Here is a 12,973-nt window from a genome sequence, read left to right as displayed (position 1 = left end):
TTCTACTCCTAGCCATTGGAGGGGGAACGCGTGATCACCATCAAGTCCTGGCTCAGAAGCAGCTGCCTCGTCCTTGTCGCGACACTGGGGATGACGGCCTCGGCGGGCGCAGTCGATATCGCCGGCCAGCGCGCCGCGATCACCCGCAGCCTCGACACGCAGTATTCCCGCCTCGATGCCCTCTACAAGGACATCCATGCTCACCCCGAACTCGGCTTCCAGGAAACCCGGACGGCGGCCAAGCTCGCCGCTGAGATGAGGGCGCTGGGCTACGAGGTCACCGAGAAGGTCGGCAGGACCGGCCTCGTCGCGATCTACAAGAACGGTCCGGGTCCCACGATCATGGTCCGCACCGACCTCGACGCCCTGCCGATGCCGGAGAAGACCGGCCTGCCCTATGCGAGCAAGGCTACGCAGATCTGGCGCGGCAAGGAGACGCCGGTGATGCATGCCTGCGGCCACGACATCCACATGGCGGTGTGGGTGGCCGTCGCCAAAATCATGCTCGACATGAAGGACCAGTGGAGCGGCACCCTGGTGTTCGTCGGCCAGCCGGCCGAGGAAGGCGGCGGCGGCGCCAAGGCGATGGTCGCCGATGGACTGTTCACCCGCTTTCCCAAGCCGGACTACGGCTTCGCGCTGCATGTCGGGCCAGGCCCCTACGGCTATGTGAGCTACAAGCCGGGTGTCTGGAACTCGACCTCCGACGGCTTGGAGATCAACTTCATCGGCAAGGGCGGCCACGGTTCTCGCCCGCATGTCACCGTCGACCCGATCATGATGGCTGGCCGTTTCATCGTCGACGTGCAGAGTGTGATCAGCCGCGAGAAGGATGCCGCCAGATTCGGCGTGGTGACGATCGGTGCCGTGCAGGCAGGCAGCGCCGGCAACATCATTCCCGATACCGCTTTGCTGCGCGGCACGATTCGTTCGCACGACGATGCCACGCGCACCAGGATGATCGACGGTATCGAGAGGACCGCCAAGGCAGTCGCGATGATGGCCGGCGCGCCGCCACCGGAGATCAAGATCACAGCCGGCGCGAAGGCAGTGATCAACGACGCAACGCTCGCCGCGCGCAGCGGCGCAGTGCTGAAGGCAGCGTTCGGCGACAAAGCGCGGCTCATGTCGGAGCCAGGCTCGGCAAGCGAGGACTATTCCGAGTTCGTCATCGCGGGCGTGCCGTCCTTCTACTTCGGCATCGGTGGGCTCGACCCCAAGGATCTCGCCCAGGCGATGAAAGACAACAAGCCGGTGCCTGGCAATCACTCGCCAGAGTTCGCGCCGGTGCCTGAGCCGACCATCCGGACCGGCGCCGAGGCGATGAGTCTGGTGCTGCTGGACGTGCTGGAGAAGAAGTAGCGGCCGCCGCCGCGTGCGCCTAGCGGGCCATGTTGGGAGGCGATGACGCCTGCTCGGGGTCGACGGCGCGCGTCACGTAGGCATCGGCCTCGACCTGATATATCGACCAAAGGCGCGAAAGCTCCGCGATCGGCTTGGGGTGATCGTCGACACGAAGGTCGACGTAGGGAAATGGCTCCTTGTCGACCACGATCAGCGCCGCCGACATTACCGGCTGCCTCTCGCCGCCAGCCGCTTCGCCGGCGGCCAGCGCATCGACAAGGCGGCGTGCCAGCGGCAGATCCGGCGACCGTTCGAAGCTCTCGACCATGGCTCGCGGAATCGTCTCGGACCGCACGATGTTGGCAATGGCGGCGCAATCCCGGCCTTCGGCCTCGCCACGCTCGCCGCGGACCTGGGCGCCGGAATAGACGGCAGTACGACCCGCAGCGTCGATCACGGCGAGCTGACGCCAATCGCGATGAGGCGTTGCCGCAACGATGGCCTTCAGAGCTTCCTCGGCGGTAAAGCCGCGCGCCAGCAAATCGAGCGCAAGAGGCCCCAACCGTGGATCGGTGCGATGCTGGGTCAAGGACGCGCCGATGCCCGCCCGCGCGTACTGGCACCGCGAACCGACCGCGATCGACGAGGTCGTGACGGCGGCGCCCAGCATTCCAGTCCGGGCGCAGCGCCCGACGAGGGAAAAGGTCATGACGATCCTAGATGTGAAGCGCTTCGCCGAGCGCCCGCAGGCTGGCTTCGTGGAAAGCCTCGCCCAGAGTCGGATGCGCATGGATGGTGCCACCGATGTCTTCCAGACGTGCGCCCATTTCAAGCGCGAGGGCAAAGCTGCTGGCGAGTTCCGACACGCCGGCGCCGACGGCCGCGATGCCGAGGACCAGGTGATTGTCGGCACGCGCCGTGACACGCACGAAGCCATCGTCGGCCCCCAAGGTCAGGGCGCGACCGTTGGCCTGGAACGGGAAACTGGCGACACGCACCTCCCGGCCAGCCTGACGTGCCGCCTCCGGTGAAAGGCCGACGGTGACGATTTCAGGATCGGTGAAGCAGACAGCGGGAATCACGGCGCCGTCGAAAACGCGACGATGCCCCGCGATGACCTCGGCGACCACGGCCCCTTGCGCCATGGCACGATGCGCCAACATCGGCTCGCCGGTGATATCGCCCACCGCCCAGACGTTGCGCATCGACGTGGCGCAGCGTTCGTCGATGGCCACGAAAGGACCGTTCATCGTGAGGTCGAGCCGCTCCAGGCCGAAGCCCTCCAGCCGGGCACGCCGGCCGGTGGCGACAAGGATGCGATCGGCCGGCAAGCTGCGTTTCGATCCGCTCCCTTCTTCGATCAGCACCGCGTCGCCACCCTCGGCGAGGCCCGAAGCGCGTGCGCGCAACAGGATGTCGACACCCAACGCCTGGAGACGCTTGGCAACCGGCCTCACCAGTTCGGTATCATAGGCTGGCAGGATGCGGTCTTCGGCCTCGACGATTGTCACCTTGGCGCCGAGCTTGGCGAAGGCCGTTCCGAGTTCCAGGCCGATATAGCCAGCACCGACCACGACAAGACGCCCGGGAATGGCTTGCAACGACAGCGCTTCGGTTGAAGAGATTACTTTCCCACCGAACGGCAGGGGCGGCAGCGGCGCTGCTACCGAGCCTGTGGCCAGGATCACATGCTCGGCACGGATGGTTTGCGGACCGGTGTCGGTTTCGACCTTGCAGGTCTTGCCATCCACCAGCTCGGCATGGCCCTGCACGATCTTGACCTTGTGACGCTTCAGCAGGGCACCGATGCCGCTGGTGAGACGGCCGACAATGCCGTCCTTCCAGTCGACTGTGCGCGCGAAGTCGATCGTCGGGCGTTCGACGCGCAGGCCGAAGGGCGCGACGGTCGCCTGCTCGACGGCGTGATGATAGGCGTCGGCGGCATGAATGACGGCCTTGGAGGGGATGCAGCCGACATTGAGGCAGGTCCCGCCCAGCCCGCCTTCGGTGCCGCCCTGCTCGGCCAGCACGGTATCAAGGCCGAGCTGGCCTGCGCGAATCGCGGCGACGTAGCCTCCGGGTCCACCACCGACGACCAGTACCTTGGCTGTTATTTCGGCCATCTCACGCCTCTAGGAAAAGCGTCGCCGGCGTCTCGATCAGGCTCTTGATGCGCTGCACGAAACGGGCGGCGACATAGCCGTCGATGACGCGGTGATCGAACGACGACGACAGGTTCATCATGGTCCGCGGCACAAACTGCGTGCCTTGCCACACCGGCCGTACGGCTTGCCGGTTGATGCCGATGATCGCCACCTCCGGCCGGTTGATCACCGGCGTGGTGACGATACCACCCAGTGCGCCGAGACTCGTGATCGTGATCGTCGACCCAGTCAGCTCGGCTCGGGTCGCGCGACCTTCACGCGCGGCCTCGGCAAGCCGCAGCACTTCGGCCGCACACTCCCACAAGTCGAGCGACTCGCAGTGGCGAACGACCGGCACCATCAAACCGGACGGCGTTTGCGTTGCGATGCCGATATGCACACCACCGTGCCGTTCGATGGTCTCCGCCTCGTCGTCATAGAGCGCATTCATCTCGGGAAAATCGGCGACGGCCTTGACCAATGCTTGCATGAGGAACGGCATCAGCGTGAGCCGTGGACGGTCCTGGCGACGTTCGGCATTCAACGAGGAGCGCAGCTCCTCGAGCGCCGTAACGTCGACTTCCTCGACATAGGAGAAGTGCGCGATCCGGCGTTTGGCCTCCGCCATCTTCTGGGCGATGCGCCGGCGCAAGCCGATGACCTTGACGGTCGTGACCTCGGTGTTTGCCGCACGCGCCGCCTTTGCCGATGTCGTACCGACGCGCAGAAAGGCGTCGAGATCGTCATGGCTGATCCGACCCGCCGGACCCGTGCCACGCACCTGACGCAGATCGACACCGGCATCACGTGCACGGCGGCGTATTGCTGGCGAAGCGATCGGCTTCTCCCCCGGTGGCCGAGGCGGCCCCATCGGCGCGCGGCTCGTCGGTATGGGAGACGCGGCCGATTCGGCAGGCAGTGATGCTGGAGGCGGTACCGGGAGCTTCGGTGCCGGCGCTGCCGCAAGTGGTTGGGCAGGCGGCGGCACGGCCGCAGCCTCGCGGGGCGCCGCGGCGACTTCAGCATCGCCCTCGCCCGTCACTTCGAGGCGAATCAACTCGGCCCCGACAGCCAGCACGCCGCCGACCTCGGCGCCTAGCGCGACCACGGTGCCCGCGACCGGTGACGGGATCTCGACGGTTGCCTTGTCGGTCATGACGGCGGCGAGGATCTGATCCTCCAGCACCGACTGGCCGACCGTGACATGCCATTCGACGACCTCGGCCTCGGCCACGCCCTCGCCGACATCAGGAAGCTTGACGATGCGGATTCCCATCTCAGGCCTCCATCACGGCCTTGAGGGCGCGCCCGACCCGCGCCGGCCCCGGGAAATAGTCCCACTCCTGCGCATGCGGGTAGGGCGTATCCCATCCGGCAACACGCGTGACGGGCGCTTCGAGGTGGTAGAAGCAATTCTCCTGCACCAGCGCGCTCAACTCGGCGCCGAAGCCCGAGGTCAGGGTTGCTTCGTGCACGATCACGCAGCGCCCAGTCTTGTTCACCGAGGCGACAATCGTCTCGAGGTCATACGGCACGAGCGTGCGCAGATCGATGACTTCGGCATCGATGCCGGTTTCGGTGGCGGCCGCTTCCGCGACGAAGACCATGGTGCCATAGGCGAGCACCGTCACCGCGCTGCCTTCGCGACGGATCGCGGCCTTGCCCAGAGGCACAGTGTAATGGCCGTCAGGCACCTCGCCTTGGGGATGGCGTGCCCATGGTGTCACGGGCCGGTCGTGATGACCGTCGAACGGGCCGTTATAGAGCCGCTTGGGTTCGAGGAAGATCACCGGGTCGTTGTCCTCAATCGCGGCAATCAGCAACCCCTTCGCATCATAGGGATTGGACGGCACGACAGTCTTGAGGCCGGCAACGTGGGTGAACAGCGCCTCCGGGCTCTGGCTATGCGTCTGGCCACCGAAGATGCCACCGCCGGTCGGCATGCGCACGACCAGCGGCGCGGTAAACTGACCGTTGGAGCGATAGCGCAGCCGCGCGGCCTCCGACACAATCTGGTCGTAGGCGGGATACATATAGTCGGCGAACTGGATCTCGACACAGGGCCGCAACCCATAGGCTGCCATGCCGACAGCAGCGCCAACGATGCCGGACTCACTGATCGGCGCATCGAAGCACCGGCTGGAGCCGAACTTCTGCTGAAGGCCCTGCGTACATCGGAACACGCCGCCGAAGTAACCGACGTCCTCGCCGAAGACGATGACATTGTCGTCGCGCTGCATAGAGACATCCATTGCATCGCGAATTGCCTCGACCATTGTCTTGCGCGGCATGGGCTAGACTCCGCCCTGCTGGCGCTGCCGCCGCAGGTGCGGTGGCATCTGTTCATAGACACCCTCGAACATGTCGCGGGCCGAGGGATGCGGCCCTGTATGCAGCGTGCCGTGCGTTTCCGCTTCCTTCTGGGCGGCAATGACGGCCGCCATGACTTCGGCTTCGGCCTGCTTGTGGCGATCCTCCGACCAGAAACCGCGGTGGATCAGATGGTTCTTCAATCGCAGCACAGGGTCGCCGAGCGGCCAGGCATCGGACTCGGTCTTGGGCCGGTAGGCCGAGGGATCGTCCGAACTCGAATGCGCACCGACGCGATAGGTCACATATTCGATGACCGTCGGACCGAGGTTGCGGCGCGCCCGCTCGACGGCCCACCTGGCCACGGCATGCACCGCCGGATAGTCGTTGCCATCAACCCGCAACGCCGGAATGCCGAAGCCCAGGCCGCGCGCAGCAAAGGTACCGGCGCCGCCACGGGCGATGCCCTGGAAGGTCGAGATCGCCCACTGATTGTTGACGATGTTGAGCACGACTGGCGCCTTGTAGGTCGAGGCGAAGACCAGTGCGGCATGGAAATCCGATTCGGCGGTCGACCCGTCGCCGATCCAACCTGCGGCGATCCGTGTGTCCCGCTTCATCGCCGACGCCATCGCCCAGCCCACGGCCTGGATGTACTGGGTGGCGAGGTTGCCCGAGATCGAGAAGAAGCCGTGCTCGCGCGACGAATACATCACCGGTAACTGCCGCCCCTTCATCGGGTCGAGCTCGTTGGAGTAGATCTGGTTCATCATGTCGAGCATGGGATAGCCGCCGGCAATCAACAGCCCAGCCTGCCGGTAGGTCGGGAAGTTCATGTCGCCGGGCTCGAGCGCCTTGCGGAAGGCGCAGCTCACCGCCTCCTCGCCGAGGTGCTGCATGTAGAACGAGGTCTTGCCCTGGCGCTGCGCCATCTGCATGCGGGCATCGAAGGCGCGGAGCGTCATCATGTGGCGCAGGCCGTCGAGCAGCTCCTGGTCGCTCAGCAGACCCGCCCAGGGGCCTACCGCTTCGCTGTTGCGGTCGAGCACGCGGATGATCTGGAAGGCGAGATCGCGGATCTCTTCGGGAGCGACATCGACGTCCGGCCGCCGTACTTCGCCGGCGCGCGAGATCTTCACGTCGCTGAAATCTGGCGTGCCGCCGGGCCGCACCGCTGGTGCAGGCACATGGAACGACAAAGGCCCCGGCTCGGACATGGACTCAGACATGGCGACCTCGCGCATCAACGGTCGGCTCGATCATACAGGTCCACGCGCTTATGTGTTCTTGCTTTCACACGGCCGGGTTCGGTCGTCATATTGCTGCCGGCCCCTGCATCGGAGAACATTTCCATGAGCCGCCGAGCGTCACGCCGACCCTATGTTCTGGACGAGCAGATCGGTTTCATCCTGCGCCAGGTCGTGCAGCGCCATGTCGCCCTCTTCGACGGGCTGATGGGCGGGGACCTGACGCCGACGCAATGGGCGGCGCTCTCCAAGCTCGCCGAAGTCGGCACCTGCTCGCAGAACCAACTCGGCCGACTGACCGCCATGGACGTGGCCACGATCAAGGGCGTGATCGACCGGCTGTCCGCGCGCGGTTTGACGAAGACGAGCGCCGACCCGGGCGACGGTCGCCGGCTGCTGGTTACGCTGACGCCGGCGGGACGAGAAAGGGTCGACCAGGCCGTTTCCGGCGCCTTCCAGGCGACCGAGGACACGCTGGCGCCGCTTACCGCGCCCGAGCGCCAGACACTCAAGGCCTTGCTGATGAAGCTGCGTTAGCAGGAGCGCCGCTACAACGGCACGCGATTCCCATAATCAGCCCGTGCCCGTGAAGGATCTGGGCCCTGAAAACCCGACAATTTCACCCGAAGGCAAAAGGATTGCGTCGGGCGCCCCGGCCTCGAAAGTATATCCCGTCCGGTCGGCCAAATCCGACAGCATATGCTGCGCCGTTGCCTTGATCCGGCCCGGTCGTATGCATACAAACGATTATGGCCAGTTTCACCCAGGAGCGGGTGCTCGACGTCCATCACTGGACCGACACGCTGTTCAGCTTCACCACCACGCGCGATCCCTCGTTCAGGTTTCGCAATGGCGAGTTCACCATGATGGGCCTCGCGCTCAGCGAGAAGCCGCTCCTGCGCGCCTACAGCGTGGCCAGCGCCAACTACGAGGAGAACCTCGAGTTCTTCTCGATCAAAGTGGCGGACGGCCCCCTCACCTCGCGCCTGCAGCATCTCAAGACCGGTGACAATGTCATCGTCGGCCGCAAGGCCACCGGCACCTTGGTGATCGACAATCTGAAGAACGGCCGCAATCTCTACCTGATCGGCACGGGCACCGGCCTGGCACCGTTCCTGAGCGTCATCAAGGATCCCGCGACCTACGAGCGCTTCGAGAAGGTCGTGCTGCTGCATGGCTGCCGCCGCGTCTCCGAACTCGCCTACGGCGAACTGATCACCGAGCGCCTGCCCAAGGACGAACTGATCGGTGAGATGGTGCGGAGCCAGCTCATCTATTTCCCGACGGTGACTCGCGATCCGTTCCGCAACCGCGGCCGCATCACCGACCTGATCACCTCGGGCAAGCTGTTCAGCGAGATCGCACTGCCGACGCTGCACCCGGCGCATGATCGCGTCATGATCTGCGGCAGCCCGGCTCTGCTTGCCGACACCAAGCAACTGCTCCTCGACCAGCACTTCGTCGAGGGCAATCACGGCGAGCCCGGCGACTTCGTCGTCGAGAAGGCCTTTGCCGAGCGCTAGAGGCTCGGCAAGTTGAGTCCCTTCTCACGGGCGCAGGCGATCGCGTCCTCGTAGCCCGCATCGGCATGGCGCATGACGCCGGTGGCCGGATCGTTCCACAGAACGCGCTCCACGCGCTTGGCCGCTTCCGGTGTGCCGTCGCAAACGATCACCATGCCGGCATGCTGGGAGAATCCCATGCCGACACCGCCACCATGATGCAGCGAGACCCAGGTCGCGCCCGAGGCGCAGTTGAGCAGCGCGTTCAGCAGCGGCCAGTCCGACACCGCGTCGGTGCCGTCGCGCATGCTTTCGGTCTCGCGATTGGGGCTGGCGACCGACCCTGAATCGAGGTGGTCGCGGCCGATCACGATCGGCGCCTTGAGTTCGCCCTTGGCCACCATCTCGTTGAAGGCGAGACCGAGCCGATGGCGATCGCCCAATCCCACCCAGCAGATGCGCGCCGGCAGGCCCTGGAACTTGATGCGCGTCTTGGCCATATCGAGCCAGGTGTGGAGATGCTTGTTGTCGGGCAGCAGCTCCTTGACCTTGGCGTCGGTCTTGAAGATGTCCTCAGGATCGCCCGAGAGCGCAGCCCAGCGGAACGGTCCGATGCCGCGGCAGAACAACGGACGAATATAGGCCGGCACGAAGCCCGGAAAGCTGAAGGCGTCGGCCACGCCCTCTTCCAAGGCCATCTGGCGGATGTTGTTGCCATAGTCGACCGTCGGCACGCCGAGCTTGTGGAACTCCAGCATGGCGCGCACATGGCCAGCCATCGACTGCTTGGCGGCCTTAGTGACGGCGGCAGGATCGCTGGCACGCTTGGCTTCCCACTCGTCGAGCGTCCAGCCCTTGGGCAGGTAGCCATTGACCGGGTCATGGGCGGATGTCTGGTCGGTCAGGCAGTCCGGGCGCACGCCACGGCGCAGAAGCTCCGGCAGGACTTCGGCGGCGTTTCCGAGAAGCGCGACGGAGACCGCCTTCTTCTCCGCCGTCGCCTTCGCGATGATCGCCAGTGCGTCGTCGAGGTCCTTGGCCTGCACATCGACATAACCAGTGCGGAGGCGGAACTCGATGCTGCTCGGCCGGCACTCGATGGCCAGGCAGGACGCGCCGGCCATGGTGGCCGCCAGCGTTTGCGCGCCGCCCATGCCGCCCAGGCCTGCCGTCAGAATCCAGCGGCCGGCAAGGCTGCCGTTGTAATGCTGGCGCGCCATTTCGACGAAGGTTTCGTAGGTGCCCTGAACGATGCCCTGGCTGCCGATATAGATCCAGGAACCGGCCGTCATCTGGCCGTACATCATCAGCCCCTTGCGATCGAGTTCGTTGAAGTGCTCCCAGGTCGCCCAGCGCGGCACCAGGTTGGAGTTGGCGATCAGCACGCGCGGCGCATCGGCGTGCGTGCGGAACACACCGACGGGCTTGCCAGACTGCACGAGCAACGTCTCGTCGGCGTTCAGCTTGCGCAGCGACTCGACGATACGGTCGAAGCTGCCCCAGTCGCGCGCCGCACGACCGATGCCGCCATAGACCACCAGCTCGCCGGGCTTCTCGGCCACGTCGGGATCGAGATTGTTCATCAGCATGCGCAGCGGCGCTTCGGTCAGCCAGCTCTTGGCTGAAATCTCGGTGCCGCGCGGTGCACGGACGACGCGGGCGTTATCGATGCGGGTCATGCTGTTCCCTTTCGATCCAGTGCAGGCAGGAAACCGTCACCGACGGCTTTGACCACGGCGCCTTCGGCGACCAGCGCCTTGGCTTTCTCCAGGTCGGGATGGAAATGGCGGTCGTCCTCGAGATGCGGCACGTCGCGGCGCAGCAGAGTCCGTACCGCTTCGAGCGGCGGGCTTGAGGCCAGCGGACGATGGAAGTCACAGCCCTGCGCGGCGGCCAGCAACTCGATGCCGACAATGGCGCAACCATTCTCCGCCATGTCGAGCAGGCGGCGCGCGCCGTGCGCCGCCATCGAGACATGGTCTTCCTGATTGGCGGAAGTCGGAATGGAATCGACACTGGCCGGATAGGCGCGCTGCTTGTTCTCCGAAGTGAGGGCCGCCGCCGTCACTTGCGGAATCATGAACCCGGAATTGAGGCCCGGCCGCGGTGTCAGAAACGCCGGCAGGCCCGACAGCGCCGGATCGACCAGCATGGCAATGCGGCGTTCGGCGAGCGAGCCGATCTCGCAGATCGCCATGGCGATGATGTCGGCGGCGAAAGCCACGGGCTCGGCGTGGAAGTTGCCGCCTGACAGCGCTTCGGTCGTGTCGGCGAAGATCAGCGGATTGTCGGTGACGCCGTTGGCTTCGGTTTCGAGCGTCGCCGCGGCCTGGGTGAGCAGATCAAGTACCGCGCCCATGACCTGCGGCTGGCAGCGCAGGCAATAAGGGTCCTGAATGCGCTCGTCGCCCACGAGATGCGAAGCGCGGATCGCTGACCCGGACATGAGGCGGCGCAGAGCTTCGGCGGCGTCGATTTGGCCCTTGTGACGGCGCAAGCGATGGATACGCGGATCGAAGGGCGCATCGGACCCGCGCGCGGCATCGGTGGACAACGCACCCGTTACCAGCGCCGCAGCAAACAGGTTTTCCGCCTCGAAGAGACCGGCCAGCGCATAGGCCGTCGAGAACTGCGTGCCGTTCAGCAAGGCCAGCCCCTCTTTCGGACCGAGCTGCAACGGGGCAAGGCCCGCTTCGGAAAGGGCTTGGGCGGCCGGCACGACTTTGTCGCCGACGAAAAAGGAGCCAACGCCGATCATGGCCGCGCTCATATGCGCGAGTGGCGCCAGATCGCCCGAGGCGCCGACCGAACCCTGACGTGGCACGACCGGCGTCAATCCCTTGGCAAGCAATCCCTCGAGCATGCGGATCGTGGCGCCACGAACGCCCGAGGCCCCCTGGGCAAGACTCGCGAGCTTCAGCGCCATCATGAGGCGGGCCACGGGAACCGGCATCGGTGCACCGACCCCCGCAGCATGCGAGAGCACGATATTGCGTTGCAGGGCCGCGAGGTCGGCGGTCTCGATGCGCACGCTGGCGAGCTTTCCGAAACCCGTGTTGATGCCGTAGACCGGCTGGCCTTTGGCGAGGATGGCGGAGATCGCCTGCGCCGACTTGGAAACGGCCGGCAACGCGGCGGGATCGAGCGAGACGTCGGCGCCACGATAGACATCGCGCCAAGCCGAGAGCGGGACTTCCCCCGGCGACAGGACGACAGGCTTCATCGACCCCTCCAGACTCGCGCGTGCAATGGGTTGAAGCCCATGCGGTAAACCAGCTCGGCGGGACGCTCGATGTCCCAGATCGCAAGATCGCACCACTTGCCCGGCGCCAGCGTGCCCACCGCATCGAGGCAGCCCAGCGCGCGTGCCGCCTCGCGCGTCGCGCCAGCCAGGCACTCGTCGACGGTAAGACGGAACATCGTCGCCGCCATGTTCATCGCCAGCAGCAACGACGTGAGGGGCGACGTGCCGGGGTTGCTGTCCGACGCGATGGCGAGCTTCACACCATGGCGGCGCAACAGGTCGACCGGCGGCTTGTGAGTTTCGCGCACGAAGTAGAAGGCGCCTGGCAGCAACACGGCGACGGTGCCGGCTTCGGCCAGTGCCACGACGCCTGCCTCGTCGACATGTTCCAGATGATCCGCCGACAAAGCGCCGTAGCGCGCCGCGAGCTTCGCACCACCCAGATTGGAGAGCTGCTCGGCGTGCAGCTTCACCCGAAGGCCATGCGCCTTTGCCACGTCGAAGACGCGGCCGATCTGCTCCGGCGTGAAGGCAATGCCTTCGCAGAAACCGTCGACGGCGTCGGCTAAGCCGGCGCGCGCCACGGCCGGCAGCATCTCGTCGCAAACTTTGGCGATGTAAGCGTCCTTGTCGCCATTCGCTTCAGGCGGCAGTGCATGCGCGCCAAGGAAGGTCGTCGTCACCGCCACGGGCCGCAGCTCGCCAATGCGGCGGGCGGCACGCAGCGATTTCTCCTCTGCGGCAAGATCGAGCCCATAACCCGATTTGATTTCGAGAGTGGTCACGCCCTCACGCAGGAGAGCATCAACACGGGGCAGCGCACTACGGACAAGATCCTCTTCGCTTGCCTGACGGGTGGCGCGCATCGTCGAAACGATGCCACCGCCAGCGCGCGCGATCTCCTCGTAGCTCGCTCCTGCCAACCGCAACTCGAACTCATGGGCGCGGTTGCCGCCATAGACGATGTGGGTGTGGCAATCGACCAGGCCCGGCGTGATCCAACGGCTTTCGCAATCGACGGTCTCCGCGGCCTCGAACGACGGCGCCCCTGCCGCGGGCCCGGCATAGACGATCCGGCCATCGCGCGCGGCGATCAGCCCGCCCTCGACGAGGCCGAGCCCCTCCCCTTCCAGGGTGGCAAGTCGGGCGTTCTTCCAGAGCCGGTCACATTGCATGGTGCCA

At 65.8% G+C, this 12,973-nt stretch carries 11 protein-coding genes; 3 read left to right on the top strand and 8 right to left on the bottom strand.

Annotation, left to right across the window (positions count from 1 at the left end; genetic code table 11):
• Positions 1-30: 30 nt before the first annotated feature.
• Positions 31-1,362 carry an amidohydrolase gene (locus tag EPO50_RS22050; protein ID WP_296347525.1) on the top strand — a complete coding sequence of 444 codons (1,332 nt, stop codon included), beginning with the start codon at positions 31-33 and terminating at the stop codon, positions 1,360-1,362.
• A 19-nt stretch (positions 1,363-1,381) separates the two neighbouring features.
• Here the strand turns inward: EPO50_RS22050 and EPO50_RS22045 are convergent, their stop codons facing one another.
• Genes EPO50_RS22045 through EPO50_RS22025 form a run of 5 tightly spaced genes read right to left on the bottom strand, consistent with a single transcriptional unit; the run spans position 1,382 to position 7,015 of the window.
• Positions 1,382-2,053 carry a DUF1028 domain-containing protein gene (locus tag EPO50_RS22045; RefSeq protein ID WP_296347523.1) on the bottom strand — a complete coding sequence of 224 codons (672 nt, stop codon included), beginning with the start codon at positions 2,051-2,053 and terminating at the stop codon, positions 1,382-1,384.
• A 7-nt stretch (positions 2,054-2,060) separates the two neighbouring features.
• Positions 2,061-3,467: a dihydrolipoyl dehydrogenase gene (gene lpdA / locus EPO50_RS22040; protein WP_296347522.1), complete on the bottom strand. Its 1,407-nt coding sequence runs from the start codon at positions 3,465-3,467 to the stop codon at positions 2,061-2,063.
• Position 3,468: 1 nt separating this feature from the next.
• Complete coding sequence (locus tag EPO50_RS22035) at positions 3,469-4,764, bottom strand: dihydrolipoamide acetyltransferase family protein (protein WP_296347520.1); 1,296 nt, start codon at positions 4,762-4,764, stop codon at positions 3,469-3,471.
• Between the two features lies 1 nt (position 4,765).
• On the bottom strand, positions 4,766-5,779 hold the full coding sequence (locus EPO50_RS22030) for an alpha-ketoacid dehydrogenase subunit beta (RefSeq protein WP_296347518.1): 1,014 nt from the start codon (positions 5,777-5,779) through the stop codon (positions 4,766-4,768).
• 3 nt (positions 5,780-5,782) lie between these two features.
• Entirely contained in the window at positions 5,783-7,015 is a 1,233-nt protein-coding gene (locus EPO50_RS22025; RefSeq protein ID WP_296347652.1) for a 3-methyl-2-oxobutanoate dehydrogenase (2-methylpropanoyl-transferring) subunit alpha, read from the bottom strand.
• A 135-nt stretch (positions 7,016-7,150) separates the two neighbouring features.
• Here EPO50_RS22025 and EPO50_RS22020 point away from each other — a divergent pair, with 135 nt between their 5' ends.
• Both EPO50_RS22020 and EPO50_RS22015 read left to right on the top strand, forming a co-directional pair.
• Entirely contained in the window at positions 7,151-7,582 is a 432-nt protein-coding gene (locus EPO50_RS22020; RefSeq protein ID WP_296347516.1) for a MarR family winged helix-turn-helix transcriptional regulator, read from the top strand.
• Between the two features lie 212 nt (positions 7,583-7,794).
• Positions 7,795-8,568, top strand: a complete 774-nt coding sequence (locus EPO50_RS22015; RefSeq protein ID WP_296347514.1) for a ferredoxin--NADP reductase — start codon at positions 7,795-7,797, stop codon at positions 8,566-8,568.
• Here the strand turns inward: EPO50_RS22015 and hutU are convergent.
• Genes hutU through hutI form a run of 3 tightly spaced genes read right to left on the bottom strand, consistent with a single transcriptional unit; the run spans position 8,565 to position 12,966 of the window.
• Complete coding sequence (hutU, locus tag EPO50_RS22010; RefSeq protein ID WP_296347513.1) at positions 8,565-10,226, bottom strand: urocanate hydratase; 1,662 nt, start codon at positions 10,224-10,226, stop codon at positions 8,565-8,567. The two genes, EPO50_RS22015 and hutU, sit on opposite strands and share 4 nt — an antisense overlap.
• Positions 10,223-11,770 (bottom strand): histidine ammonia-lyase, encoded by a 1,548-nt coding sequence (hutH, locus tag EPO50_RS22005; protein ID WP_296347511.1) that lies wholly within the window; start codon positions 11,768-11,770, stop codon positions 10,223-10,225. The genes hutU and hutH overlap by 4 nt, the downstream gene beginning before the upstream one ends.
• Complete coding sequence (gene hutI / locus EPO50_RS22000) at positions 11,767-12,966, bottom strand: imidazolonepropionase (protein WP_296347509.1); 1,200 nt, start codon at positions 12,964-12,966, stop codon at positions 11,767-11,769. Before hutI ends, hutH begins: the two co-directional genes overlap by 4 nt.
• Positions 12,967-12,973: the final 7 nt, after the last annotated feature.

The organism is Reyranella sp. (genome assembly GCF_004297405.1).
In the GTDB taxonomy this organism is placed as follows: Bacteria; Pseudomonadota; Alphaproteobacteria; order Reyranellales; family Reyranellaceae; genus Reyranella.
The sequence above is the reverse complement of the archived record's forward strand: the minus strand, read 5'-3'. Positions and strand labels throughout refer to the sequence as shown.